This window comes from Bacillus sp. ISL-51 (assembly GCF_018613535.1).
In the GTDB taxonomy this organism is placed as follows: domain Bacteria; phylum Bacillota; class Bacilli; order Bacillales; family Bacillaceae; genus Bacillus.
In genome coordinates this window covers 126,768-152,030 of record NZ_JAGGQB010000003.1, presented here as the reverse complement: position 1 = coordinate 152,030, position 25,263 = coordinate 126,768, and the positions used below count along the sequence as shown (strand labels likewise).

Annotated in this window: 25 protein-coding genes and 1 pseudogene; 20 read left to right on the top strand and 6 right to left on the bottom strand. The window is 45.2% G+C overall.

The genetic code is table 11. From position 1 onward, the window contains the following. The first annotated feature begins 49 nt into the window (after window positions 1-49). The 9 genes from J7E26_RS02375 (at window position 50) to J7E26_RS02335 (ending at window position 9,179) form a co-directional block, all read left to right on the top strand. The gene (locus tag J7E26_RS02375) at window positions 50-1,504 is read left to right on the top strand and encodes a tetratricopeptide repeat protein (RefSeq protein ID WP_214802669.1); all 1,455 of its coding nucleotides are present in this window, start codon (window positions 50-52) and stop codon (window positions 1,502-1,504) included. Window positions 1,505-1,969: 465 nt separating this feature from the next. Continuing rightward, complete coding sequence (cwlO, locus tag J7E26_RS02370) at window positions 1,970-3,382, top strand: peptidoglycan DL-endopeptidase CwlO (RefSeq protein ID WP_214802672.1); 1,413 nt, start codon at window positions 1,970-1,972, stop codon at window positions 3,380-3,382. 206 nt (window positions 3,383-3,588) lie between these two features. After that, a complete protein-coding gene (gene trxB / locus J7E26_RS02365) occupies window positions 3,589-4,539 on the top strand; it encodes a thioredoxin-disulfide reductase (protein ID WP_214802675.1) in 951 nt (316 codons plus the stop codon). Window positions 4,540-4,816: 277 nt separating this feature from the next. Continuing rightward, window positions 4,817-5,284 carry an 8-oxo-dGTP diphosphatase gene (locus J7E26_RS02360; protein ID WP_214803084.1) on the top strand — a complete coding sequence of 156 codons (468 nt, stop codon included), beginning with the start codon at window positions 4,817-4,819 and terminating at the stop codon, window positions 5,282-5,284. A 25-nt stretch (window positions 5,285-5,309) separates the two neighbouring features. Beyond that, window positions 5,310-6,197, top strand: coding sequence for an RNase adapter RapZ (rapZ, locus tag J7E26_RS02355; protein ID WP_214802678.1), 888 nt, complete (start codon window positions 5,310-5,312; stop codon window positions 6,195-6,197). 1 nt (window position 6,198) lies between these two features. After that, window positions 6,199-7,152 carry a gluconeogenesis factor YvcK family protein gene (locus tag J7E26_RS02350; protein ID WP_214802681.1) on the top strand — a complete coding sequence of 318 codons (954 nt, stop codon included), beginning with the start codon at window positions 6,199-6,201 and terminating at the stop codon, window positions 7,150-7,152. Between the two features lie 24 nt (window positions 7,153-7,176). Beyond that, complete coding sequence (gene whiA / locus J7E26_RS02345; RefSeq protein WP_214802684.1) at window positions 7,177-8,127, top strand: DNA-binding protein WhiA; 951 nt, start codon at window positions 7,177-7,179, stop codon at window positions 8,125-8,127. Between the two features lie 23 nt (window positions 8,128-8,150). After that, on the top strand, window positions 8,151-8,408 hold the full coding sequence (locus tag J7E26_RS02340) for an HPr family phosphocarrier protein (RefSeq protein ID WP_214802687.1): 258 nt from the start codon (window positions 8,151-8,153) through the stop codon (window positions 8,406-8,408). A 24-nt stretch (window positions 8,409-8,432) separates the two neighbouring features. Further along, window positions 8,433-9,179 carry an arylamine N-acetyltransferase family protein gene (locus J7E26_RS02335; protein ID WP_214802691.1) on the top strand — a complete coding sequence of 249 codons (747 nt, stop codon included), beginning with the start codon at window positions 8,433-8,435 and terminating at the stop codon, window positions 9,177-9,179. A 130-nt stretch (window positions 9,180-9,309) separates the two neighbouring features. On the opposite strand, the gene J7E26_RS02330 is transcribed toward J7E26_RS02335, so the two are convergent. Then, window positions 9,310-9,519, bottom strand: coding sequence for a hypothetical protein (locus tag J7E26_RS02330; RefSeq protein WP_214802694.1), 210 nt, complete (start codon window positions 9,517-9,519; stop codon window positions 9,310-9,312). A gap of 331 nt (window positions 9,520-9,850) precedes the next feature. On the opposite strand from J7E26_RS02330, the gene J7E26_RS02325 reads away from it, so the two are divergent. After that, a complete protein-coding gene (locus tag J7E26_RS02325; protein ID WP_214985123.1) occupies window positions 9,851-10,117 on the top strand; it encodes an arylamine N-acetyltransferase in 267 nt (88 codons plus the stop codon). Window positions 10,118-10,153: 36 nt separating this feature from the next. On the opposite strand, the gene J7E26_RS02320 is transcribed toward J7E26_RS02325, so the two are convergent. Both J7E26_RS02320 and J7E26_RS02315 read right to left on the bottom strand, forming a co-directional pair. Continuing rightward, the gene (locus J7E26_RS02320; RefSeq protein ID WP_396019847.1) at window positions 10,154-10,549 is read right to left on the bottom strand and encodes a ribonuclease; all 396 of its coding nucleotides are present in this window, start codon (window positions 10,547-10,549) and stop codon (window positions 10,154-10,156) included. Between the two features lie 206 nt (window positions 10,550-10,755). After that, a complete protein-coding gene (locus J7E26_RS02315; protein ID WP_214802700.1) occupies window positions 10,756-11,721 on the bottom strand; it encodes a 2-hydroxyacid dehydrogenase in 966 nt (321 codons plus the stop codon). A gap of 394 nt (window positions 11,722-12,115) precedes the next feature. Between J7E26_RS02315 and J7E26_RS02310 the strand changes: the two genes are divergently transcribed. Together J7E26_RS02310 and J7E26_RS02305 are read left to right on the top strand one after the other, a co-directional pair. Then, complete coding sequence (locus J7E26_RS02310; protein ID WP_214802703.1) at window positions 12,116-12,697, top strand: beta-class carbonic anhydrase; 582 nt, start codon at window positions 12,116-12,118, stop codon at window positions 12,695-12,697. 2 nt (window positions 12,698-12,699) lie between these two features. Continuing rightward, window positions 12,700-14,280: a SulP family inorganic anion transporter gene (locus J7E26_RS02305; RefSeq protein ID WP_214803091.1), complete on the top strand. Its 1,581-nt coding sequence runs from the start codon at window positions 12,700-12,702 to the stop codon at window positions 14,278-14,280. A 44-nt stretch (window positions 14,281-14,324) separates the two neighbouring features. Here J7E26_RS02305 and J7E26_RS02300 read toward each other — a convergent pair whose 3' ends face one another. Then, window positions 14,325-14,645 carry a MazG nucleotide pyrophosphohydrolase domain-containing protein gene (locus tag J7E26_RS02300; RefSeq protein WP_214802706.1) on the bottom strand — a complete coding sequence of 107 codons (321 nt, stop codon included), beginning with the start codon at window positions 14,643-14,645 and terminating at the stop codon, window positions 14,325-14,327. A gap of 114 nt (window positions 14,646-14,759) precedes the next feature. Here J7E26_RS02300 and J7E26_RS02295 point away from each other — a divergent pair, with 114 nt between their 5' ends. Beyond that, a complete protein-coding gene (locus J7E26_RS02295) occupies window positions 14,760-15,335 on the top strand; it encodes an LOG family protein (protein WP_214802709.1) in 576 nt (191 codons plus the stop codon). A gap of 302 nt (window positions 15,336-15,637) precedes the next feature. Then, window positions 15,638-16,179 (top strand): annotated as a pseudogene (locus J7E26_RS02290) (alpha-amylase family glycosyl hydrolase); the annotation flags it as partial. Between the two features lie 64 nt (window positions 16,180-16,243). On the opposite strand, the gene clpP reads toward J7E26_RS02290, so the two are convergent. Together clpP and J7E26_RS02280 are read right to left on the bottom strand one after the other, a co-directional pair. Further along, entirely contained in the window at window positions 16,244-16,840 is a 597-nt protein-coding gene (gene clpP, locus J7E26_RS02285; protein ID WP_214802712.1) for an ATP-dependent Clp endopeptidase proteolytic subunit ClpP, read from the bottom strand. Between the two features lie 367 nt (window positions 16,841-17,207). Further along, window positions 17,208-18,182 (bottom strand): LacI family DNA-binding transcriptional regulator, encoded by a 975-nt coding sequence (locus J7E26_RS02280; RefSeq protein ID WP_214802714.1) that lies wholly within the window; start codon window positions 18,180-18,182, stop codon window positions 17,208-17,210. Window positions 18,183-18,425: 243 nt separating this feature from the next. Here J7E26_RS02280 and J7E26_RS02275 point away from each other — a divergent pair, with 243 nt between their 5' ends. From J7E26_RS02275 to J7E26_RS02250, 6 genes are read left to right on the top strand one after another with little or no spacing between them, the layout of a single operon-like run. Then, window positions 18,426-19,724: an ABC transporter substrate-binding protein gene (locus tag J7E26_RS02275; protein WP_214802716.1), complete on the top strand. Its 1,299-nt coding sequence runs from the start codon at window positions 18,426-18,428 to the stop codon at window positions 19,722-19,724. Between the two features lie 11 nt (window positions 19,725-19,735). Next, complete coding sequence (locus J7E26_RS02270; protein ID WP_214802718.1) at window positions 19,736-20,671, top strand: carbohydrate ABC transporter permease; 936 nt, start codon at window positions 19,736-19,738, stop codon at window positions 20,669-20,671. Beyond that, window positions 20,668-21,516 (top strand): carbohydrate ABC transporter permease, encoded by an 849-nt coding sequence (locus tag J7E26_RS02265; protein ID WP_214802721.1) that lies wholly within the window; start codon window positions 20,668-20,670, stop codon window positions 21,514-21,516. The genes J7E26_RS02270 and J7E26_RS02265 overlap by 4 nt, the downstream gene beginning before the upstream one ends. Before the next feature lie 31 nt (window positions 21,517-21,547). After that, the gene (locus J7E26_RS02260; RefSeq protein ID WP_214802724.1) at window positions 21,548-22,780 is read left to right on the top strand and encodes an MFS transporter; all 1,233 of its coding nucleotides are present in this window, start codon (window positions 21,548-21,550) and stop codon (window positions 22,778-22,780) included. A gap of 14 nt (window positions 22,781-22,794) precedes the next feature. Then, window positions 22,795-24,264, top strand: coding sequence for a glycoside hydrolase family 32 protein (locus J7E26_RS02255; RefSeq protein WP_214802725.1), 1,470 nt, complete (start codon window positions 22,795-22,797; stop codon window positions 24,262-24,264). Between the two features lie 5 nt (window positions 24,265-24,269). Then, a complete protein-coding gene (locus J7E26_RS02250) occupies window positions 24,270-25,262 on the top strand; it encodes a carbohydrate kinase family protein (RefSeq protein ID WP_214802728.1) in 993 nt (330 codons plus the stop codon). The last annotated feature ends 1 nt before the right edge of the window (window position 25,263 follow it).

Below are 25,263 nucleotides of genomic sequence, written 5' to 3'. Positions count from 1 at the left end.
GTTTTATGGTATACTACTGACGGTAATACGTATAAAACGGAGGGTATTTGTGGGAAAACACACTTCTGAACATAAAAAACACGCACAAATTGTCCAGCTGCTTCAAGATGGACAATATTTTTTTCATAAAGGCTTAAAAGCATATAAAGAGCGGAACTTAAAACGGGCAAGCAAGCTCATCCAGCGCGCCGTCAGTCTGGAGCCGAACGATTCTGAAATGCTCTCGCGGCTGGCTGTCATCTATTCGGAGATGGGCCATTACCAGCAATCAAACGAGCTGTTTGACTTCATTTTGGTGAACCTGAAGGAAGAAATGCCGGAGTGCCACTATTTTAAAGCAAATAATTACGCGCATTTGGGTCTCTTTCAGGAAGCGTACAAGGAAGCGGCTGCTTATTCCGACGCAGAGCCGAACGGAGAATTCAGCGAAGAGATTGAAGATCTGATGGAGCTGCTTGATTTCGGAGAAGGCGGTGAAAACGAGTCATTGTATGATCAGGATGACCTGCTTGTCAAACAAGACCGGGCTAAAGCGCTTCTTGAAGGCGGGCGGCTTGATGAGGCGGTTGTCATGCTTGAGGAGATTACAGCCGATTATCCTGAACTTTGGTCCGCTTACAATAATTTGGCGCTCGCTTATTTTTATTCAGGCAATGTCTCAAAGGCGAAACAGACAGTATATGAAGTGCTTGAAAAAAACGAAGGCAACCTTCACGCCTTATGCAACCTCCTAGTTTTCTGCTATTACGAGCGGGAGGATGAGAAAGTCGGTGAATTAAGCGGCAGGCTCGCCAACGTATACCCGATCTTATTCGAACAGCGCTATAAACTGGGGGCCACCCTGGCGCTTGTCGGCAGGCACGACCTCGGCTACAAATGGCTCCGTTCTCTGTATAAAAGCGGGTTTGAAGGCGATGACACGTTTTATTACTGGCTTGCCGGTTCGGCATATTGGACAGGCCGCCGGGCGTTCGCCGAAACCATCTGGAAAAAGCTGAAGGACGAGTTTCCGGAATCAGACCGGCCGGCGCCTTGGGCGGAACGGCAGGAGCCGCTGCCTGTATCTCTTGAACAGCGGCTTGCCGCGTATTATATCAGCAGCGCCAAAGGAGAGACTGACCAGCTTGAAAAGGTGCTGACGTCTAAACGGATCACATCCCCGTTCGAACAAGATTTCGTCCGCCTGCTTCTTGCAGGAGAAAAAGACGCAACCCGCGTCTCTCCCGATGCCCTGTTCACATATCGTACGGTCAAGCTTTTGGAGAAGGCGGAAGGAGCCAGCTTAAAGACAGACGTCATGAGCTGCTGGGTTTTTCACGTCATCCAGCACATCCGCGCCGCAGCTGCGGTAAAAAATGAACGGGCTTGGGCCGCCGCCATTGCATACGTCTGGAAAGAAGCTAACGGCGAAAAGACGACGAAAAAAGAAACAGCCGCCGGTTACGGAGTATCACCGGCAACCTTGACAAAATATATTAAACAAATCGATGACATATTAGAATAGGAAAAAACCGATTCTTTCTATATAAAGAATCGGTTCTTTTTTTGCCTGAAAAGCAAAATTCATGTAACATCCGGCAGATTCACTGCTGCCATGTCAAAAAGATCGGAACTGAATATCGCAAAACAGAACTTTACAGATAAAAAAGCTGATTTTTATACGTATTCCGACCTTTTATGCTTAAAACGAAGCGCATTATTGCAGTTAATTTTGCAAAATATGAAACTTGACATCACATTGAAACATAACTGTAATAAAAATTGTCGAAACATGATGGTATAATGAGTCTCGTACATAAGAGATTAGTTTTTTTTACATATGTTGTGAAATGTATGCCAGTTAAACAGTTTCAGAGATTTATACCATAAATATCATCAGCCTCACTGTGTGTGGGGAAGCGTAACTTTGATGTTCATAATAGAAATTCCAAATGAGAACAGGTTTAAAGTAAAAGGGAGGAAAGAAAAAGTGAAAAAGAGTTTATTAACACTTGGTTTGGCTTCCGTCATCGGGACAAGCAGTTTTTTGATCCCGTTTACAAAAACTGCATCGGCGGAAACATTAGACAGCAAAAAAGCGAAAATTGAAAGCAAGCAATCTGACGTGGCTTCAAGCATTGAAAAGAAGGAAAAGGAATTGTCCGGCCTTCAGAACAAGCAGGCGAAGATTGAAAAAGAACTGAAAGACATTAACGCGAAGGCGTTGGATACAAGTAATAAAATTGAAGATAAAAAAGCAGAAAACGATAAAACGAAAAAACAAATCGCTGATTTGAAAAAAGAAATCAAAGAAACAGAAGCACGCATTGAAAAGCGCAATGAAATCCTGAAAAAGCGTGTTCGTTCTTTACAGGAAAACGGCGGTTCTCAAGGATACATAGATGTTCTTTTAGGAGCAACAAGCTTCGGAGACTTCATTTCCCGTGCGACTGCGGTATCTTCTATCGTTGACGCAGATAAAGACCTGATCAAACAGCAGGAACAGGATAAAGCGAAATTAGAAGATTCAGAAGCGGAACTTAACGTGAAGCTGAAAAAGGTTCAAGACGATTTAGCGAAGCTCGAATCAATGCAAAAAGACTTGAACAAACAGCTCGATCAAAAGGACAAGCTTTTTGACGAAGCGAAAAACAGCCAGAAGAAAGCGGCATCCGCTATTTCTGAACTGAAAAAAGAAGCGTCACAGCTTGCAAATGAAAAAGCAAGCACTGAAAAAGAGCAGGCACGCATTAAACGAGAGCAAGCGGCAGCAGCTGCGTTGATCAAAAAACAAGAAGAAGCGAAAAAAGCTTCTGAAGACCAAAACCAAACAGATGACAGCCAGCCTGCAGCGACAACAAAAACTGTCCAAAAAGCAGCTTCAGCTGATACATCAAGCTCATCTGACAGCTCAAGCACGCCAAAAAGCACATCCGGCGGCTCGTCTCATAACAGCGGGGGTTCAGATGACTCTGACGGCGGCTCCGTTATTTCTAATTCAGGCGGCATTGAAGGTGCAATCAGCGTAGGATCAAGCCTTGTCGGACAATCTCCGTACAAATTCGGCGGCGGACGCACTCAGTCTGATATTAATAACCGTATTTTTGACTGCTCATCATTTGTACGCTGGGCTTTCGCTAACGCAGGCGTTAACCTTGGACCTGCCAGCGGAACAAACACTGATACATTAATCGGAAGAGGAAAAGCAGTCAGCGCGTCTGATATGAAACGCGGCGACTTAGTATTCTTCAATACGTATAAAACAAACGGCCACGTCGGCATTTACTTAGGTAACGGAACGTTCCTGAATGACAATACATCCCATGGTGTATCTGTTGATTCTATGAGCAATCCTTACTGGAAAAAAGCATTCAACGGCAACGTAAGACGTGTCGTACAATAATTGATACAGACAAGGGCCTTCTATCCCGGAAGGCTCTTTCTTTATTTGTATACCCGATTAAGACTTGCTTAATCATGGTTTTTAGAAAATATGAGCAAAAAAATAGCGAATTGCCCTAAGATTTTATAGGATATGGGTAAGGAATACGATTGATGGGGATTCTTATCATATAGGTTACACCCCATTTCGAAAAGGAGTGAATCATGGTGTCTGAAGAAAAGATTTATGATGTGATCATTATCGGCGCGGGTCCCGCGGGGATGACGGCAGCCGTATACACATCACGAGCGAATTTATCCACATTAATGATTGAAAGAGGAATTCCGGGCGGCCAAATGGCCAACACAGAGGATGTTGAAAACTATCCGGGTTTTGAAAGCATTCTCGGCCCTGAACTTTCTAATAAAATGTTTGAGCATGCGAAAAAATTCGGTGCGGAATATGCGTACGGCGACATTAAAGAAATCGTTGACGGAAAAGAGTACAAAACGGTCAAAGCAGGAGCAAAAGAATACAAGGCCCGCGCCATCGTGATTTCGGCAGGAGCAGAATACAAAAAGATCGGCGTTCCCGGAGAAAAAGAGTTGGGCGGCCGCGGCGTATCGTACTGTGCGGTATGTGACGGCGCTTTCTTTAAAGGCAAGGAGCTTGTCGTTGTCGGCGGCGGAGATTCCGCGGTTGAAGAAGGCGTCTATTTAACACGATTCGCTTCAAAGGTCACAATTGTCCACAGACGTGACAAACTGCGCGCACAAAGCATTCTTCAGGCACGTGCCTTTGATAACGAAAAAGTGGACTTCAAATGGAATAAAACCGTAAAAGAAATTCATGAGGAAAACGGAAAAGTCGGCAAGCTCACTCTTGTGGATACAGTCAGCGGAGAAGAGGAAGAATTTAAAGCAGACGGCGTCTTTATCTACGTCGGCATGCTTCCGCTTTCTAAACCGTTTGAAAATCTGGGCATTACAAATGAAGAAGGCTACATCGAAACAAATGACCGGATGGAAACAAAAGTGCCCGGTATTTTCGCTGCCGGAGACATCCGTGAAAAATCACTTCGTCAAATCGTAACAGCCACTGGCGACGGCAGTGTTGCCGCGCAGAGCGTTCAGCATTATGTAGAAGAGCTTCAAGAGACGCTGAAAACCGTCAAATAATCGGCTGTAATGTTTGGTTTTCTAATCGTTACTGGGTTTTAATTCCTCTGTAACACGGGTGAAATACTGATGTTTTAAGATAAAACTAGTAATTGACCCCCTTTTTATATGAATACACTTTGGCACGGATCCTCCAGTATCCGTGTCCTTTTTTTGCGAATTTTTGTTTTCTGTCAAATAAAAGAAAAGGTTGTCGGTGTCTCTGCATTGTGAGAGGCATGCCGAAACGGTATAATGAAGAGACGATGATTTGTTGAGAAAGTTAGGTGACGTACTTGTGCAAAGAGTGACAAATTGTGTGCTTCAGACTGATGATCAAGTTCTCCTTCTCCAAAAGCCGAGACGCGGCTGGTGGGTCGCGCCCGGCGGGAAAATGGAGAGCGGCGAATCAGTCAGAGATTCCGTCATCAGAGAGTATAGAGAAGAGACGGGTATTTATATATTAAATCCGCAGTTAAAAGGCGTATTCACCTTTATTATGAAGGAACAGGAACAAATCGTGTCAGAGTGGATGATGTTTACATTTGTCGCAGATTCCTACACAGGCCGAAATGTCGCTGAATCTGAAGAAGGCATTTTGCAGTGGCACGATGTAAAAGATATCCACAGCCTTCCGATGGCGCCCGGAGACGGGCATATCCTTGATTTTATGATCAAGGGGCAAGGGCTTTTACACGGCACCTTTACGTATACGCCGGATTTTAAGCTGCTCAGCTATCGTTTAGATCCGCAGCAAATTAAATAAATGAAAGACCTCAGGGGGGAGAAAGATGAGTGTGAATGAAAATCATGATATTCAGCTCGTCATTATAACGGGAATGTCTGGAGCGGGGAAAACCGTCGCAATTCAAAGCTTTGAGGACCTCGGTTATTTTTGTGTCGATAACCTGCCGCCTTCCTTGCTGCCGAAATTTTTGGAGCTGATGAAAGAATCAAGTTCAAAAATGAGCAAGGTTGCGCTTGTCATGGATTTGCGGGGCCGTGAATTTTTCGACAGGCTGATTGAGGCGCTGGATGAAATGGCAGAAAGCCCGTGGATTACACCGCGCATTCTCTTTTTAGATGCAAAGGATTCAATGCTTGTGACGAGATACAAAGAAACGAGACGTTCCCATCCGCTGGCCGCGACAGGGCTTCCTCTTGAAGGAATCGCTCTTGAGCGCCAGCTGCTTGATGAGCTGAAAGGACGTTCCCAGCTGATCTATGACACATCAGACATGAAGCCCCGCGATTTGCGTGAAAAAATCGTCGCGCACTTTGCTACGAATCAGGGGGAAACCTTTACCGTTAACGTCATGTCATTCGGATTTAAATACGGGCTGCCGATTGATGCCGACCTTGTGTTTGATGTAAGGTTTCTGCCGAATCCGTTTTACATTGAAAGCATGCGTCCGCTCACGGGGAAAGATGAAGAAGTTTCATCGTATGTCATGAAGTGGAATGAAACACAGAAGTTTATTGAAAAGCTTGTTGATTTGCTCGGTTTTATGCTGCCGTCTTATAAACGGGAAGGAAAAAGCCAGCTCGTCATCGCGATCGGATGTACGGGAGGCCAGCACCGTTCCGTCACACTCGCTGAGTATTTGGCTGACTATTTTAAAAAGGATTTTTATACTCATGTCACTCACCGGGACATTGAAAAGAGAAGCAGGAAATAAAATGAATAAAAAACCGAAAATCGCAATCTTTGGCGGCGGAACGGGGCTGTCCGTGCTGCTTCGCGGATTAAAGCATAAGCCCGTTGATATTACGGCGATTGTCACGGTCGCTGACGACGGCGGAAGTTCGGGGCGTCTGAGGGACGAACTGCAAATTCCGCCGCCGGGTGATATCCGCAACGTATTAGCCGCCTTATCAGATGTAGAGCCGCTCGTTGAAAATCTGTTTCAGCATCGCTTCAATAAAGGAGGCGACTTAACCGGCCATTCACTGGGTAACTTAATTTTGGCAGCAATGACGAATATAACCGGTGATTTCTTTCACGCTGTCACCGAAATGAGCAAGGTGCTGAATGTCCGCGGCAGGGTGCTGCCCGCTGCCAACACCAGTGTCGTTCTTCATGCTGAAATGGAGGACGGGCAGGTCGTCTCGGGAGAATCAACGATCCCTTCTTACGGGCAGCGCATTAAACGGGTGTTTCTGACACCTGAAAAAATTGATCCGCTGCCGGAAACGATCGAAGTGATCCGTCAAGCCGATTTAATTATTATCGGTCCCGGAAGCCTGTACACAAGCATCCTTCCAAACCTGCTCGTGCCGAAAATCGGCGAGGAAGTCGTCAAGGCTAGTGCCAAAAAGGTATATATCTGCAACGTCATGACACAGCCCGGCGAAACGCTCAATTACAGCGCGGCTGATCATGTCAAAGCGCTGAATGACCATATGGAACAGCCGTTTATTGATACGATTTTAATCAACAATGAGGACATTCCTGACGAAATAAAGAGTAAGTATGCGAAGGAACTGGCACGCCCGGTCGATTTTAATGTCGAGAAACTGAAAGCCATGGGGCTTGAGGTGATCAGGGATCAAATCATAACGTATAAAAATGGCGTAATCCGTCACGATACACATAAAGTGGCTTCTCTTCTCGTGGATTTATTAAGAGACTAGAAGCCTTGAAATGAGGTGGCTCATATGTCATTTGCATCAGAAACAAAAAAAGAACTGACGAATCTGGAAGTGAAGGGCTGCTGTGCCAAGGCGGAGCTGTCCGCACTGATTCGAATGAACGGTTCACTGTCATTTTCAAACCGCCATCTCGTGCTTGACGTTCAAACCGAAAATGCGGCGATTGCCCGCCGCATTTATACATTGCTGAAGAAACAATATGATGTATCGGTCGAACTGTTAGTCAGAAAAAAAATGCGGCTGAAAAAAAATAATGTCTATATTGTACGCTTTTCTGAAAACGCAAAGCTGATCTTAGAGGAATTAAAAATACTCGGAGAGAACTTTGTATTTGAACGGAATATTTCTGAAGAGTTGGTTGCAAAACGGTGCTGCAAGCGCTCTTATATGAGAGGGGCGTTTTTGGCCGGAGGTTCCGTCAATAATCCGGAAACCTCGTCTTACCACTTGGAAATCTTTTCGCTCTACAAGGAACATAACGATTCATTATGCGAGCTGCTGAATGAGTTTCAGCTTAACAGCAAAACGCTTGAGCGCAAAAAAGGCTATATTACTTATTTAAAAGAGGCGGAAAAAATCACTGAATTTCTGAATGTCATCGGCGCCCATAATTCGCTTCTGCGTTTTGAAGATGTGCGGATTGTCAGAGATATGAGAAACTCAGTGAACCGGCTCGTTAATTGTGAAACAGCCAACTTAAACAAAACTATCGGGGCTTCACTCAGACAAGTGGAGAATATTAAATACATTGATGAACGAATCGGGCTTGAGGCGCTGCCCGAAAAGCTGCGTGAAATTGCGCAGCTGCGGATAGATTACCAAGAAGTCACGCTGAAAGAACTAGGGGAAATGGTAACAAGCGGGAAAATCAGCAAATCCGGCATCAATCACAGGCTGAGAAAGCTCGACGAAATCGCAGAACAGCTGCGGACAGGGCAAAGCATCACTTTGAAATAACCGTACAGAAAAGGGGAGATCTTATGGTTCAAGAGAAAGTGGAAGTGCGATTAAAGACGGGATTGCAGGCGCGTCCCGCTGCATTATTTGTACAAGAAGCAAATCGTTATGCCTCAGATGTGTTTCTTGAGAAGAACGGAAAGAAAGTTAATGCCAAAAGCATTATGGGATTAATGAGCCTGGCGGTCAGCACGGGGGCGGAAGTCACCTTGATCGCAGACGGCGAAGATGAAGAGGAAGCGCTTGAAAAGCTGACGGCTTACGTTCAGGAAGAAGTGTAAGCGCTTTGTAAGGGGGCCGGGACTATGAATGAGTTCCTGAAAGACTGTTTTCAAACGATAGGCTGGGAAAAGGAATCACTTGATTTTGACGACCTTCCCGATTTTTTAGAGGCGCTTGCATACCGGTTTCCATTTGAAAATCGCTCAGTTTTAAAAGGAAAAGAGTATGACGTCACGAAAGAAGGGCTTTGGCGGCATATGGTCAAGGAGCCTTATGGCGGCTTGTGTTATGACCTGAACGGCTTGCTTTATTTCATCCTGAAAGAAGCCGGATTTGACGTCAAATTGATTCGCGGGACGGTCTGGAATAACGGCTGGGCGCTGCCCGACACGCATGCGGCTGTCTTGCTTTCTGCCGGAGGGGATCAATTCATCGCCGATACAGGCTTTGGCCTTAATCTCGCCATGCAGCCCGTTCCGCTGTCCGGCGCCGAGACGGTATCTGCCGCCGGGGCGTTTCGTGTGAGAAAAGAACAAACGGAATTCGGAACACATCTGCTTGAAATCAACAAAGGAGACGGCTGGCAGACCGGTTACGCATTTTCTCTTGAAGAAATCGGTGAAGACGATCTGGGGGCCATGAAACAGATTATCTGTGAGCATGACCAATCCCCGTTCAACAAAAGCCCGCTCGCTTCTAAGCGGACGCCGGAGGGGCACTTGGTTTTGTCTGACCGTCATTTTACGATTCAAAGAAACAACGGTACATTGCAAAAAAGCAGCATTGACCGTTCAGAGTTTGAAAAGAAATTTAATTCTCATTTTTTGTAAAGTGTAAAGCTTGCAGCATCTCTGCAAGCTTTTTGTTTAGTTAACTAAATAAGGAAGTGAACTTTTACAGCCTCAATATAGTTTTCAAAGAAACAGCTTTTTCATTAAATACATCTATTATGTACGCCTATCAAGAACAAGTTTTAATAGCTATATCAAAAGCATCCTCAGGTATGTATACTTTACCGTTGTCAATCTTATAAGGAATTTGGTTTTCTTTAAAGCACTTTTTATTGCTTTCAGTTAATGTATCTCCCAATTCAGTGTATGTACCTGTGTAGTTTTTTTCACAAGCAGAAATAATACAAAGAATAGAGAGTATTATTAATATTTTTTTCAAATTAATCACTCTCTTCGCAGATTTACTACAACGATATCAAAAAATCTCTTTAATGAAAATAATTGTTGATACACTCTATTTATATGATACATTTTAATGCATTTTTGGGGGAGTTAATCTGTGAAAAAGAGTATGATTCAAAAAATTAAAAATACGGACTTCAATATGCTAAGCAAGTGAATTAGAAAAAAGATCGCTGATAAAAATTATGCAGAGGAAGAACTTAATCAAATTGCAGGTAAAAAGATTCAACAAGCAATCAGAAATAAATCTCCTTCTTTTTCAGCTATGGATTATTATATTCCCATTCCAGGTTTTCGAGAATTAACTGGTGCTGAAATTCGGCTGGCAGACCGGTTACGCATTTTCTCTTGAAGAAATCGGTGAAGAGGATCTGGGGGCCATGAAACATATTATCTGTGAGCATGACCAATCCCCGTTCAACAAAAGCCCGCTCGCTTCTAAGCGGACGCCGGAGGGGCACTTGGTTTTGTCTGACCGTCATTTTACGGTCTGCAAAAAAGGCGAAACGGGCAAAGAAGAAATTACGCCTCATGACTTTGAGCGAAAGCTTGATGAATTCTTTTGTCATTCATAAAAAACGGTTTCCCTCGGGGAAGCCGTTTTTTTTTCGTTATCTGATTCTTGTAAAGGTCTGATAATGGTCCGTTGTTTTGTAAATCAGCCAGTCGCTTGAGTAAAGAATCCGGTCTGAATTTCTGAAGCCTGATGTATAGTTAATGTCTGCTTCACGCCATGTTCGTCCGCTTTTGGCCGGGAGCTTGCCTTCCCTGTTTGTAAATATATCTCCGCCGATGCTTTTCCCCGGGGCGACATCTGCCAAATTGCCTTTCGATGCCACCCAACCGAGGGCCTGGGCTTCTGCCTTCGTAATGTAATTATCAGGAAGCTTGTGATAGGTCTGAAGATAATCTGCCACTCCGTCAAAGGTGTTAATAACCTGCGTTTGAGCTTGCGTGTGTGCCGTGTGGGCAGATGTTTCCGTCTTGGCAGCCGTTGAGAACAGCATACCCGCCGCAGAGAAAAGCAGAAGCAAACAAACGGAAATCCACGATAATCGTTTTTTCAATGTAATCCCTCCCGTTTTTAAAAAATATGAAGCTAATTCCTTTTTATTGTATCAGCAATAGAAGAAAGGAATAGGCGCAATTTGAAAATAGTCCTTTTCGGCTAGTTAGGAAATAGGCCCCGGCTTAGGCAACCGGGGCTGGAGTTTTATTGAAATTCCTTTGTCAGGTTTTTCGGTGTTCTTCCGTATACGGCATCAATCATGTTTTGCGCGGCTTGCTTGAACATATTAAGACGGATTTTAGCCGTTGCTGAGCCGATATGCGGAAGCAATGTGACGTTATCAAGCTGTAAAAGCGGATTGTCTTCAGCTGTCGGTTCTTCTTCGAATACATCTAAACCGGCTCCTTTTATCCAGCCTTCTTGCAAAGCGCGGATGAGCGCTTTTTCATCGACCGTCTTTCCCCGGGAAATATTGACGAAAAATGCCGTATCCTTCATCAGTTTAAATTCCCGTTCTCCCATCATATGATAGGTTTCGTCAGTAAGCGGCGTAATCAGCAGCACAAAATCTGACGTTTTAAGCAGCGTATCTAAGTCCGCATATGTAACGCCGAGCTGCTGTTCAGCTTCTTGTTTTCTGTGGCGGTTATAGTACAGCACGTCCATATCGAAGCCGAATTTCGCGCGTTTCGCAGCCTGTTCGCCAATCCTGCCCATACCGATAATGCCTAGTGTCTGATGGTGAACATCCATTCCGAAAAGAGATTCTTCTTCAACGGTGCCCCATTTGCCGGCGCGGACGAAGCGGTCTAATTCGGCAACCCGTCTGGCGGATGAAAGAATTAACGAAAAAGCCAAATCAGCAACAGTATCATCAAGGGTGTACGGAGTGTGCGTGCCGACGACACCCCTTTTCTTCATTTCTTCTGTATCAAAGTTGTCATAACCGACTGAATTATTGCTGACGACCTTGAGATTCGGCGCGTGATCCAATAAATCACTGTCAATGGCTGTCCCGGATGTCAGCAGGCCTTCAGCATCCTTCATTTTTTCGTACAGCTCTTCTTTTGTAATGGTATCCTCTTTCCAAATATCATAGCGGCAATGTTCGCCTATCATTTGTTCGACTTCGGGCGGTATCGGTTTTGCGATGAATACATATGGTTTCAACGGCTTCTCCTCCTTTGTCTTTATCTATTTTATTATATAGGACATGCTGGAAAGTGAGAAATGTTCTTGCGGTTTTAATGAATTTCTGGTTCTTTTGAACTTAAAATGTTCGAGAAAGATGTTTAAATGCTTTTTTTCTCCATTCAATATCAAGATTCACCTATATTTCCTCCTTGAAGTTGAGTTTTTCCGCTGTTTTTCAGAGCTTTATAGGATGGTGTAAATATAAATTTTATTATTTTTGAAAGATATAAATAAACATAATCTGAATTTACAGTCAATTTATCGTGTCTTTTTTTGAAAGCCTTTTCGCCGCCTTGTTCTGTGCTATAATTCCTTACTGTAAGCTGGGTAAGAAGGCTTGCAATATAATTGGATGGGAGATGAATAGAAAATGGTTTCTTTATCAAGCATTTTGGAGCACAATCAGCAGTTTGTCCAAGAGAGGAAGTATGAGCCTTACCAAACGACAAAATTCCCGAAAAAAAAGCTTGTCATCGTATCCTGTATGGACACAAGGCTGACGGAGCTTCTGCCGCAGGCAATGGGACTCAGAAATGGCGATGCCAAAATCATAAAAAACGCAGGAGCCATTGTTTCTCACCCATTTGGAAGTGTCATGCGCAGTATTTTGGTTGCCATTTATGAACTGCAAGCTGAGGAAGTCTGCATCGTAGGGCACCGCGAGTGCGGAATGTCGGGATTAAATGCGGCTTCTATTTTGGATAAAGCGAAAGAGCGCGGCGTGGAGGAAAAATGCCTCAGCCTTTTACATCATGCAGGAGTCGATTTAGAAGCGTGGCTGACCGGTTTTCACAGCGTCGAAGAAAGCGTGGCCTACAGTGTGAACATGGTCAAGCATCACCCGCTCTTGCCGGATGAGGTTCCGGTACACGGATTGGTGATCGATCCGGGGACGGGAACGTTAGAGGTTGTCGCGGACGGTTATGAAAAAGTCAAAGGAGGATGCAGCTGACCATGCAATTCTCAGGCAGGTATCAGGGTTATAATTTGCAGAAATTTCAGAAAGACGTTATTGCAGGTACTGTCGTAGGGATTGTAGCGATACCGCTTGGAATGGCCTTTGCCATCGCCTCCGGGGTGGGACCGGAATATGGGCTCTATACCGTGATTGTGGCGGGCATCCTCATTTCAATGTTCGGCGGATCTAAATATCAGATCGGAGGACCCACGGGGGCGTTTGTTCCTATTTTATTTGCCATCGTGATGCAGTATGGTTTTGATAATTTGCTTGTCGCCGGTTTTATGGCCGGCGTGATGCTTGTGCTGTTCGGCGTTTTTAAGCTCGGGAAGATTATGAAATTTGTGCCGAAGCCGGTGATTGTCGGATTTACTGCAGGTATCGCCGTGCTGATTTTTTCGGAACAAATCACTCATTTTCTCGGCTTGCGCGATGTCAAAAAGCATGAAAGCTTTGTGCTTAATATTGCGGAAATCGGCAAGAAGATCGGCACCTTAAATTTGTACAGCATTTTAATCGCGGGAATCGCCTTGGCTATTTTACTGTTATCAGCCAAGCTGATGCCGAAAATTCCCGGAGCGCTAGTGGCGCTGCTGGTTTCAACATTAGCGGCCGTCGTGTTTTTCCCTGATAAAATGGCGACGATCGGTTCGGCTTACGGGGAAATTCCGCGCCATCTGCCGGCTTTCCGGCTTCCTGATTTCTCGATTGATAACATGATCATGATGTTTCCGTCCGCTCTGATCATTGCGCTTCTCGGCGGTCTTGAATCGATATTATCAGCAATGGTCGCAGATAATATGAAGGGGTCAAGGCATGACAGCAATAAAGAGCTGGTCGGGCAGGGCATTGCCAACATGGCCGCGCCGCTGTTTGGCGGCATACCGGCAACGGGAGCGATTGCGCGGACCGCAACAAATATTAAAAACGGCGCTGTTTCTCCGATTTCCGGTATTGTGCATGGGGTGGTCGTCCTCCTCGTCCTGCTAGTCTTCGCTCCGTTTGCCGTTCACGTGCCGCTGGCAAGTATGGCGCCGGTCTTAATGGTTGTGGCGTGGAATATGAGTGAGCGGAAGGAAGTCGCCAATATGATGCGGCTGAAAAACACGGATTCATTCGTATTGGCGGTGACCTTTTTACTGACGGTGGTCTTTGATTTAATCATCGGCGTCTCTGCCGGACTCGTGCTCGCTTTTGTTTTCTTCATCAGAAAAATGAGTGAAACGACAAGCATCAAAGCTCCGCAAGCTGCAGTCAAAAACGATTCGTCTGTCAGCACGTATTCGATCGAAGGTCCGCTGTTTTTCGGTTCGATTGATTCATTGGAAACGTCGTTATTAGAACGGCTTCAGGAAAAGCCGAAGACGCTGATTCTTCTCATGAATAATGTGCATTACATGGATACCTCCGCGGAAGCAGTGCTGGGGAACGTTATGAACCGGATCAAGCGCCATAACGGCAGATTGATGATCGTCGGGCTTCAATCCCAGCCGCGGGAATTGATCCGAAAGACAGGGCTGTTTCATAAAATCGGAAAGCAGCATTTCTTTGAACATCAGGACGAAATAACGGGTTAAACGGTACGGCTTGTCCATCATTTTTCAAGGACAAGCCGTTTTTTTTATTCGTTTTCAAACCGCTTGATCAATTTTTGCTGATGGGCCTTCATCGCATCCTCTAATGTTACGCCGTATATGTCAGCGAGAATGGCCAGATTTCCGATGACATCTCCCATCTCTTCGATCAGCTCCTGCTTGCGCTCAGCCTGTGTGGCGTTTTTTTCATCCGGCCGGTCCCGCCCGATTTCATACGCTCTGACAGCCCGCGCGAGTTCGCCTGCCTCCTCCATTAAAAAGCCGATCCGTATGAACGGTCCATACTCCGTCCAACCTCTCTTTTCATAAAAATCTTTCATCCATTTTTCAGCTTCAGCCGTCTGCATGTGAAACACTCCTTATCTCTGTATGATTCCTATTGATATTATCACATGGAGATGGGACAATATATAGTGTATTTCACTTTCTTTATGTACATATATAGATGCGGAGATGACAAGATGAAAACGATTTGTGTATTTGCGGGATCAAACCCGGGGGGAAATGAAGAGTACAAACGGAAAGCGACAGAACTTGGCGCTTATATGGCGGAGCAGGGCATCGGCCTCGTTTACGGAGGCTCACGGGTCGGCCTGATGGGAGCCGTCGCTGATGCGCTGATGGCTGGCGGCGGAAAAGCGGTCGGCGTGATGCCGAGCGGACTGTTCAGCGGTGAAATTGTTCATCAAAATCTGACAGAGCTGATTGAAGTGAGCAGCATGCATGAACGAAAGGCGAAAATGAGTGAGCTGGCGGACGGCTATATCGCCATGCCGGGCGGATTTGGCACATATGAAGAGCTGTTTGAAGTGCTGTGCTGGGCGCAGATCGGTATCCATCAAAAGCCGATCGGCCTTTACAATGTCAACGGATATTTCGAGCCGATGATGAAAATGGTTAAATACAGTATTCAAGAAGGTTTTTCGAATGATTCGCATTTGAAGCTGATTCACAGCTCATCCCGGCCGGATGAACTGATTGAACAGATGGAGAACTATTCATACCCGATTTTAGAAAAGAAGTGGACAGAAATCTAATCAAAAAAGCCATCCGTAAGGGATGGCTTTTTGCGTGTCGATAAATCTTCGCATTTGATGACAGCGCATCTGACAGAAATGATTTATATGTTTGAATTCTTGCAGATTAAGCAGTTTTCAGCGGCATGATGTTTCCTAAAGGAAATCTCCTTTATTATTCTTTCTCCTGGATTACATAATATAATGAATTTGTTATCAAATCCCAAAAACAGACTTGTTAATAATTTAAATATTCACTGGTGAGGCGGGGATGAAAAATGGCAACATTGTCAGATATGGCGAAAAAAGCGAATGTTTCTAAAATGACGGTTGGAGAAGCAAACGGCTCAGACATTGAAGAGGCAAAAAAGTATAGGGATGCGGGCAGGCGAGAGCTGAATATGATCTTTACCTTTGAACGTATGGATATTGATACAGACCAGCGTTCGCCTAATGGGAAATGGCAGCTTAAGCCGTTTGATCCAATTGCTTTAAAAAAGACGCTGACCCGCTGGCAGACCGCTCTAATGAATGTCGGCTGGAACAGTCTGTATTTTGAAAATCATGATCAGCCAAGGGTGATTTTCCGCTGGGGCAATGATCGTAATTTACGAAAACAGTGTGCCAAGGCATTTGCAACAGTTCTTTGCGGTATGAAGGGAACGCCGTTTATTTATCAAGGAGAAGAAATCGGCATGGTCAACAGCGATTTTCCGTTAGAGATGTATGATGATCTCGAAATAAAAAGTGCATATCGGGACTTGGTGATCAAAAACAAGGCGATGTCAGAGGAGGATTTTTTAAAAGCCGCTGCGAAAAAAGGACTGGATCTGCAAGAACACCGATGCAATGGGATGCCGGGAAATGATGGGGAAATCTCTTTAGAATAAAAAAACCTGCAAGAGATTATTTCTCTTGCAGGCAGTGTATTACTTCTGATCTTCCGTATTGCGTGTCAGCACTTTATCGATTAAGCCGTATTCTAAGGCTTCATCAGCTGATTTGAAGTTGTCGCGGTCTGTATCGCGCTCAATGACTTCAAGCGGCTGGCCTGTGCGTTCTGCAAGCACTTTGTTTAATTTATCGCGAAGCGAGAGAATGCGTTTTGCCGCGATTTCGATTTCAGTCGCCTGCCCTTGCGCTCCGCCAAGCGGCTGGTGAATCATGACTTCACTGTTAGGAAGCGCGTACCGTTTCCCTTTTTCACCGGCGGCGAGTAAGAATGCTCCCATTGATGCGGCCATTCCGATGCAGATCGTTGACACTTTCGGTTTGATGAACTGCATTGTATCGTAGATCGCCATACCGGCAGTGATTGATCCGCCCGGGCTGTTGATGTAAATTGAAATATCTTTTTCAGGGTCTTCCGCTTCAAGGAATAAAAGCTGTGACACGATGGAGTTCGCAACGTTGTCATCAATCGCAGATCCAAGCATAATAATACGGTCCTTCAAAAGACGGGAATAAATGTCATAGGCTCTTTCCCCGCGGTTCGTTTGTTCAATGACTGTAGGTATTAAATTCATAATGCTCCTCCTTCACCTTTTAGGTAAGTATGTAGTTACATGATACATTTTTGGTCAATAAAGGTCAAACAAAACGCTGAGTAAAATGCCAACCTTTTCTTCTAACACCATTTTTCCCAGAAAATAAAAAGTTCAAACAGTAAAAGAAAAACGATGTTACAAGGTGTTTCGTAAATGGTCAGTGATCATTTGGACTGCCGAGCTGCATCCTGACTTGATGAGTCTGTATAGCGATGAATATGAGGAATAGCCGGTCTTTATTGCTGGAGCTTTTAGAAAGTAATTATATGGCCGTAGAAATCGAAATAGACCGCAGGCACACCGGCACCGTACGGTCGAACTGTCTAAGAACGGCCATCCTGCCATATTAAGTTGTCCGGCCTTCCATAAGCTGTACTGGCAAATACGTTTCCAGCGGAAAATCATCAAATTCGCCTTCAATTTCTTTTGCTAAGATCTCGATGGCTGTTTTGGAAATTAACTCGATCGGCTGCTGGATGGTTGTCAATTCCGGCAGGAGCGATTGAACGGTTTCAGTGCCGTCATAACCGATCACTTTTAATTGATCCGGGATGTCTTTTCCCCGTTTTTTGGCCTCAGTAATCACTGCTGCTGCCATGATATCATCGCTGGCAAAAATTCCGTCGGCTTCAGGCTGTTCATCGAATAGCTTTGAAATAATGTCCTGGTAATTTTGATAAAAGGGCACTTCGTATGTAATGGGCTGCCGTTCGTGTTCATGCATGATATCTTCGTATGCTTTTCTTCTGAGGTTTGCCGGTGTTTTGAGTTCAATCGGGCCGTTGATGTGGACGATGTGCCGGCACCCCTTTTCGATCAGCAGTTCTGCCGCCTTTTTTCCGCCGTCATAGTTGTCTGAGCCGACGACGGGAATCGTGTCCGATAAGTAATGGTCAATCGCGACAATCGGCAGATTTTGCTGGTGGTAATTGAGGATTCCCCGGTTGTAAGTCACGGCGATGACGCCGTCCACTTGGTTTCTTATCAGCATTTCCAAATATTTTTCTTCTTTGTCTTTTCGATTTAAACTATTGCAAAGCAGCAGTTTGTAGCCCATGGACGTACAGATGCTTTCAATATGAAAGGCGAGTTCGCCGAAAAACGGGTTGCTGGAGTTTGGGATGATAAGCCCTATTAAATTGGTTCGTTTTCGAAATAAAGAGCGGGCCAAATCGTTTGGAAAGTAATTGATTTCTTCCATCGCCTTGTAAACTTTTTCTTTTGTTTTTTCGCTGATATAGCCGCGGTTATTTAATACCCGCGAAACGGTTGTAGATGAAACTCCCGCTATTTTTGCAACATCGTGAATGTTAGGCTTCATTCCCTTGCCCTCCTGCTTTACTGAAATGGCTTACAATTCTCGTCACGCACTTATTTTAGAGAATAGGGCTGACATGTGCAAGGAAATTCCATGTTTCTGTTTTCACATTTCGAGGTGTGTTTTGGTTAATTTGAATAATCAGAAAAATTCATGTCAACCGATTGACATATGGAACCGGTTGACATACAATTCTTTTTGAAAGCGCTTTACATTTTATACGGAAAATGAGGGGAAGTGACGAATATGAAGAGATGGCTGGCGGGAAGTTTATTGTTGCTGCTGATGCTTGCGATGTGGGGATGCAGCAAAAGCGAAAGTGCGAATAGCGGCGGTAAAAAAGCGCTTACGATATGGGCGCATGTATCTGATGATAACGAAGAAGGAAAGGTGTATCAGAAGCGGGTGGATGCTTTTAATAAAAAGTACGCTTCAGATAATGTCGAAGCCAAAATTGAATTCATTCCCAGAAGCGGGAACGGAGGCGGTTATGAGGACAAAGTAAATGCGGCGCTGACCACGAATACGCTGCCGGATGTCATCACTCTGGACGGACCAAATACGGCGGCTTATGCGAAATCGGGCGTTATTGCGCCATTAGATGAGTATATCAATGACCAGGATGATTTATTGCCGAGTATTAAGCAGCAGGGGACCTACCAAGGTAAACTGTATGCGATCGGTATCAGCGAATCGTCGGCAGGAATTTACTATAACAAAAAAATGCTCAAAAGTGCCGGTATTGATTTGAAAGCGCTGCCAACGGTTGGTAATCCTTGGACATGGGATGAATTTCTTGAGCTTTGCAAAAAGCTGAAAAATAAATACGGCAAACCAGCCATCGATATGCAATTACAGTCAAAAGACGAAATGCTGACATACGCGCTCTTACCGTTTGTTTGGTCTGCTGACGGCGATATTCTTTCAAAAGACGGCAAGAAAGCGGATGGTGTTTTTAACGGCAAACCAACCGTTGAAGCGATGACATTTATTCAAACGATGCTGAAAGAGGGCTATACGACGCGAACCCCTGTGAAACAAGCGTTTGAAACTGAAAAATATCCGATGAAAATGAGCGGTGTGTGGACGGTAACCGACTTGAAAACAAACTTTTCAAACGTTGATTACGGGGTGATGCCGTATCCTGTGGCGTCAAAAACCAAAAAGCTTGTTTCTCCTTCGGGAAGCTGGCAGTTCGCCATGACACAGACGTCCGAAAACAAAGAATGGGCGGCAAAATTGGTCGGCTGGATGACAAATAAGGATTCCAACCTTGAATTGAGCCGTTCGATCGCCGCGCTGCCCGTGCGCTATTCATCAGAGAAAGTGCTGGCAAAAGAATTCCCGGATGAAATGAATGTCTTCATGCAGCAACTGAAAGAAACAGGGCGTGCACGGCCGGTGACACCGGCATATCCGCAGGTGACCCGGGCATTTCAGCAAGCGGTCGATGACATCAGCTTCTATGACCAAAATCAGGACATTCAAAAAGTGCTGGATACGCATGCGAAAGAAATACAAGCAGCCGTCGATAAGGCGGACTAGAGGGTGGAGCCATGAATAAAATTCCGTTGAAAGAAACCGGGCCTGCCTTTCATGTAAGGAGAGGTGCGAATAATGTACGCTGGCGGGAGAATGCGGCTGCATATATGTTTTTAGGGCCGGCGCTGCTGATTTTGTCAGTGTTTCTCGTGATTCCTGCAATCATGGCTGTGTACTACGCGTTTACAGATTATTATTTGCTGACGCCTGATCTGCGCAAGTTTACCGGTTTAGATAACTTTATCAAACTTTTCAACGACCCTATTTTCTTGAAAAGTTTGGGCAACACTCTTAAATTTGTCGTCTTTTTGATTCCGTTACAGGTCGGGACAGCTCTCGGGCTTGCCCTCCTGCTGAATAAAAAGCGCAAGGCCAACACGTTTTTCAAAGTCGCATACTTTAGTCCCGTCGTTATGTCGCTTGTTGTCATCTCTGTTTTGTGGCTGTACTTGCTGAATCCGAATGAAGGGATGATGAATAATGTACTCACGCACCTCGGCTTATCGCCGCAGCCGTTTTTGACAAGCCCTGATCAGGCGATCTTTACGATTGTTGCCGTTTCCGCTTGGCAGGGAGCAGGCTTTCAGATGCTGATTTTTTTAGCGGGCTTGCAAAACATTCCCGCGGATGTGTACGAGGCGGCGCAATTGGATGGCATGAATAAATGGCAGCGTTTTATTTACATTACCTTGCCTTTGTTAAAACCGACGTCGGTTTTTATCTTTATCACGACGCTGATCAGCGCGTTTAAGCTCCTCGTTCAGCCGATGGTGATGACCCAAGGCGGGCCGGTCAATTCAACGATGACGGTTGTCTATTATATTTATCAAACTGGGTTTACCGATCGGATGGTCGGCTATGCAAGCTCGATCGCGCTCTTGTTTGGAACGATTATTGGATTAGTGACGCTTGCACAGCGCAAGCTGGTGAAAGGGGATGAGTCCGAATGAGACGGAAATTCGGGCCTTTGACGATTCTGGAATATTTGTGCCTCGTTTTGCTGGCCATTCTGTTTATGTTTCCGCTGATTTGGATGGTCGCATCCTCGATGAAACCCGAAGCGGAAATTTACAACAACCTGAGCAGCATTAAAGCGTTTCTGCCGTCTCTTCATCCGGAGGAATGGTTTTCTTCCTATAGAGAAGTGCTGTCACGCTTTGATTTGCTTATGTATATCGGCAACAGTCTGTTTTACGGGTTGTGCGTGGCAGCCGGTTCCGTCGTAATCAACGGAATGGCGGGCTTCGCCTTCGCTAAGCTGCCGTTCACGGGGAAAAAGGTGCTCTTTGGCATATTGCTGGCGCTTTTAATCGTGCCGTTTGAAACGATATTAATCTCACAGTTTACGATCATTCATAAGATCGGTCTGCTCGACACACGCCTCGCCGTTATTTTGCCGGCGTTAGCCGGAGCTTTCAATATTTATTTGTTCCGGAATTTTTTCATGGCAATTCCGGGAGAGATGATTGAATCAGCAAAGCTTGACGGGGCGAATACATGGCAGATTTTCTGGCGGATTATGATACCGATGTCTAAACCGGCTGTCGCAACCGTCGGAACATTAGCCTTTATCGGCAGCTGGAATGATTATATTTGGCCGCTGATGGTGTTGACGGATAAGTCGAAATTCCCGATCCAAGTGGCGATTACTGCCATCAACAGCACAGAGCCGGTTTATACGAATCAGGTAATGGCTGTATTGACGATTTCCACCATTCCGCTGATTCTGATCTACATTGTGGCTCAGCGCTATATTTTGGAGGGGCTTGGCGGCTCGGGAACGGGGATTAAATAAATATCCATGTCCGATTAAAGGAGCGGTAAAAATGAAAAGCTCAAAAAGTCTGTATTGGAAACTGAGTGCTTATTTTTTCTTTTTCTTTTTCACTTGGTCTTCCAGCTATTCTTTATTTGCGATTTGGTTAGGGCAAGAAATCAATTTAAACGGATCGGCGACAGGCATTATCTTTTCTGTAAACGCCGTATTTGCCTTGTGCATGCAGCCTCTTTACGGTTTTATCTCTGATAAATTGGGGCTGAAGAAAAAGATATTGTTTATGATCAGCTTTCTTCTCATATTTACAGGTCCGTTTTATATCTTCATCTATGGGCCGCTCCTGCAATACAATGTCTTCCTTGGCGCCGTTGTCGGAGGTTTCTATTTAGGAGCCGCTTTTCTGGCGGGGATAGGTGCGATTGAAACCTACGTTGAAAAGGTCAGCCGGAAATATAAATTCGAGTATGGAAAATCAAGAATGTGGGGCTCGCTGGGCTGGGCGGCAGCTGCATTTTTTGCAGGGCAGCTTTTCAATATCAACCCGAATATCAACTTCTGGGTTGCATCTGTTTCAGCGGTTATATTAATGGCCATTATCATGTCTGTGAAAATCGAAATGACCGACTATGAGAGGAACAGAGCGGATTCGGTCCGGTTAAAAGATGTGGGTCAGCTCTTTTTATTAAAAGATTTCTGGTTTTTTATGATGTACATTATCGGGGTGACTTGCGTTTACAGCGTCTATGATCAGCAGTTCCCGATCTACTATGCTTCTTTATTTCCTGCGGCGTCGATGGGCAACCAAGTATTTGGCTATCTGAATTCATTCCAGGTATTTTTAGAGGCTGGCATGATGTTTCTTGCGCCTTTTATCGTCAATAAATTTGGGGCGAAAAACAGCTTGATTATAGCGGGGTTTTTAATGGCTTTCCGCATCGTCGGATCCGGAATTGCAGCCGGGCCTTTCGGGATTTCATCAATGAAACTCATCCACGCACTGGAATTGCCGATTATGCTGATCGCGATTTTTAAATATTTGGCGGCCAATTTCGATACGCGTCTTTCGTCCGTCCTTTATCTCGTCGGCTTTCAATTTGCATCCCAAGCAGGCGCGTCAATTCTATCGCCGCTTGCGGGAGGATTATATGACAGCGTAGGGTTCCGTCAAACCTATCTCATCATGGGAATCTTGGTCTTTTGTTTTACTATGATCTCCATTTTTACTTTAGCAGACTCGAAAAAAAACAGCGGACGTGTGCAACGTTTACAAAAAATCGGATAGAGAGGATGTCACAAATGGAAAGAATTCAGCAGGCGGAAAAAGCACTGAAGAAAGCGGAGGAAAGATTGAATAAACGATATCGGCTAGGGTATCACATCATGCCGCGGGCCAACTGGATGAATGATCCGAACGGTCTGATCCAGTATAAAGGAGAATACCATGTCTTTTATCAGCATCATCCTTATGATGAGAATTGGGGGCCGATGCATTGGGGGCATGTGAAAAGCAAAGATCTCATTCATTGGGAGCACCTGCCGATCGCTTTAGCTCCGGGCGACGAATTCGATGAAAGCGGCTGTTTTTCGGGAAGTGCGGTCGATGATGATGGCAGACTTGCATTAATCTATACAGGGCATAATATGATAGATCAAGAGAAAGACCTTTTCTATCAAACTCAAAATATCGCTGTCAGCCAAGATGGGGCCGTGTTTGAAAAGCTTCAAGAAAACCCTGTTATTGCGGAACCGCCGGAAGACAGCGCCCGCCATTTCCGCGATCCGAAAGTATGGAAGCATCGTGGCTGCTGGTATATGGTGGTCGGAAATTCCTCAAAAGAAAACGTCGGACGGGTCATTTTATACCGCTCACCTAATTTGCGGGATTGGGAATACGCAGGCGTTCTCGCCCAAAGTGACGGACACCTCGGCTATATGTGGGAATGTCCCGATTTCTTTGAATTAGGCGGCAGACATGTCTTGCTGATCTCTCCGCAAGGCATAGAGGCGGACGGTGATTTATATAAAAACCTGTTTCAAACCGGCTATTTGATCGGCGATTTTGATGACGAAACGAACGACTTTGCGCACGGCGCTTTTACAGAACTGGATCACGGCCATGACTTTTACGCCGTGCAAACATTATTAGATGATAAAGGACGCAGAATTGCCATCGGCTGGATGGAAATGTGGGAATCTGAGATGCCGACAAAAGCAGACGGGTGGTGCGGTGCATTGACTTTGCCGCGAGAACTGACATTGCGTGATGATCATAAAATTTTGATGAATCCTGTGGAAGAAACCAAGTTATTGCGGAAATTGGAACACCGGGAATGTGCCAATCAGTCGATCTCAGGGAGTTACTTGGCAAAAACAGCCGAAGAGCTTCTTGAAGTTCAAGTCGTGTATGATTTAAACGATTGCAGTGCCGAAACAGTAGGTTTTAAGATTCGCGGCCTTGAAGAAGAAGAAACAGTTATCAAGTACGGCTTAACGGATAAAAAGCTGACACTCGATTGCACCAAGATGGGTAAAGCGCAGGATGGTGTGAGAAAGGCGCGGGCGGAAGCAAATGGAAGACTGACACTGCGTATATTTATTGACAGATCCTCGATTGAAGTATTCGCCAACCATGGGGAAACAACGATGACAAGCCGTATCTATCCGAAAGAAGGCAGATTGGGGATTGAGCTGTTTTCTGAGAAAGGCTCTGTAAGGGTTGAAGAATTCACCCATTGGACGCTAAAAGACATTTGGGAAGGAAGATGAATCGCTTGAAAAAAATATTTTGCATCGGTGAAACACTGATTGATTTTATTCCCGTCCAAAAAGAAAAGGCTTTACAAGAGGTCACAGGTTTTGAGCGGGTTGCCGGCGGCGCGCCGATGAACGCGGCGATCGCTGCTGCAAAATACGGCGCGAATGCCGTCATGCTGACGAAAATCGCCAATGATCATTTCGGGGATTATATCGTTGGCGTCCTTGAGGAAAATGGCGTAGATGTTTCTTATATCATTCGAAGCGATGAAGGCGAAACCGGATTGGCTTTTGTCTCCGTAGATAAGTCCGGGGAAAGAAGTTTTCATTTTTACCGGAAGAATGCCGCTGATTTGCTGCTTTCACCGGAAGAGGTAAAGCAGGAATGGTTTCATCAAGGAGATCTGCTTCACTTTTGTTCGATAGACTTGGTTGAAAGTCCGATGAAGCAAGCGCATATCAAAGTGATCGAAGACTTTCAAAAAATCGGCGGGATGATCAGTTTTGACCCCAATATCAGGCTCCCTTTATGGCCTGATGAAGCAAGCTGCCGAGAGACGATTCTAACGTTTTTGCCTCTTGCGGATATCGTGAAAGTCTCTGATGAGGAGCTGCGGTTTATCACCGGCATCGATGACGAGCAAGAAGCCGTTGCTTCGCTTTTTACCGGCCGTGTCAACGCCGTTGTCCTGACAAAAGGAGGCGAAGGTGCGGCGGTTTATTTAAAAAATGGCGAGTCATATGAAGATAGAGGCTTTAAAGTCGCTGTTTCCGACACAACCGGTGCGGGCGATGCCTTTATCGGCGGTTTTTTATCTGAATTGATGTCGATCGGCATATCAAAGGAGACGCTGTGCGAACAGATAAGTGAACATCACCGCCGCTTGCTGACGTTTGCAAATGCAAGCGGAGCCCTCACCGCTTCTGTAAAAGGAGCGATTCACGCGGCACCGGGGAAACAGCATGTGCTGAACTTTATTTCGTCCAGGCGGGGAATCAATGAAAAATAAA

What these genes read in the sequence shown, in the direction of transcription:
- J7E26_RS02335 (WP_214802691.1), top strand. Translation starts at nt 8,433, where the DNA reads ATGAATGAGTTCCTGAAAGACTGTTTTCAAACGATAGGCTGGGAAAAG.
- J7E26_RS02275 (WP_214802716.1), top strand. Translation starts at nt 18,426, where the DNA reads ATGAAGAGATGGCTGGCGGGAAGTTTATTGTTGCTGCTGATGCTTGCG.
- rapZ (WP_214802678.1), top strand. Translation starts at nt 5,310, where the DNA reads ATGAGTGTGAATGAAAATCATGATATTCAGCTCGTCATTATAACGGGA.
- J7E26_RS02305 (WP_214803091.1), top strand. Translation starts at nt 12,700, where the DNA reads ATGCAATTCTCAGGCAGGTATCAGGGTTATAATTTGCAGAAATTTCAG.
- whiA (WP_214802684.1), top strand. Translation starts at nt 7,177, where the DNA reads ATGTCATTTGCATCAGAAACAAAAAAAGAACTGACGAATCTGGAAGTG.
- J7E26_RS02340 (WP_214802687.1), top strand. Translation starts at nt 8,151, where the DNA reads ATGGTTCAAGAGAAAGTGGAAGTGCGATTAAAGACGGGATTGCAGGCG.
- J7E26_RS02310 (WP_214802703.1), top strand. Translation starts at nt 12,116, where the DNA reads ATGGTTTCTTTATCAAGCATTTTGGAGCACAATCAGCAGTTTGTCCAA.
- J7E26_RS02260 (WP_214802724.1), top strand. Translation starts at nt 21,548, where the DNA reads ATGAAAAGCTCAAAAAGTCTGTATTGGAAACTGAGTGCTTATTTTTTC.
- J7E26_RS02255 (WP_214802725.1), top strand. Translation starts at nt 22,795, where the DNA reads ATGGAAAGAATTCAGCAGGCGGAAAAAGCACTGAAGAAAGCGGAGGAA.
- J7E26_RS02300 (WP_214802706.1), bottom strand. Translation starts at nt 14,645, where the DNA reads ATGCAGACGGCTGAAGCTGAAAAATGGATGAAAGATTTTTATGAAAAG.
- J7E26_RS02265 (WP_214802721.1), top strand. Translation starts at nt 20,668, where the DNA reads ATGAGACGGAAATTCGGGCCTTTGACGATTCTGGAATATTTGTGCCTC.
- clpP (WP_214802712.1), bottom strand. Translation starts at nt 16,840, where the DNA reads ATGAATTTAATACCTACAGTCATTGAACAAACGAACCGCGGGGAAAGA.
- J7E26_RS02320 (WP_396019847.1), bottom strand. Translation starts at nt 10,549, where the DNA reads ATGCTGTTCTCAACGGCTGCCAAGACGGAAACATCTGCCCACACGGCA.
- J7E26_RS02295 (WP_214802709.1), top strand. Translation starts at nt 14,760, where the DNA reads ATGAAAACGATTTGTGTATTTGCGGGATCAAACCCGGGGGGAAATGAA.
- J7E26_RS02280 (WP_214802714.1), bottom strand. Translation starts at nt 18,182, where the DNA reads ATGAAGCCTAACATTCACGATGTTGCAAAAATAGCGGGAGTTTCATCT.
- J7E26_RS02350 (WP_214802681.1), top strand. Translation starts at nt 6,199, where the DNA reads ATGAATAAAAAACCGAAAATCGCAATCTTTGGCGGCGGAACGGGGCTG.
- J7E26_RS02270 (WP_214802718.1), top strand. Translation starts at nt 19,736, where the DNA reads ATGAATAAAATTCCGTTGAAAGAAACCGGGCCTGCCTTTCATGTAAGG.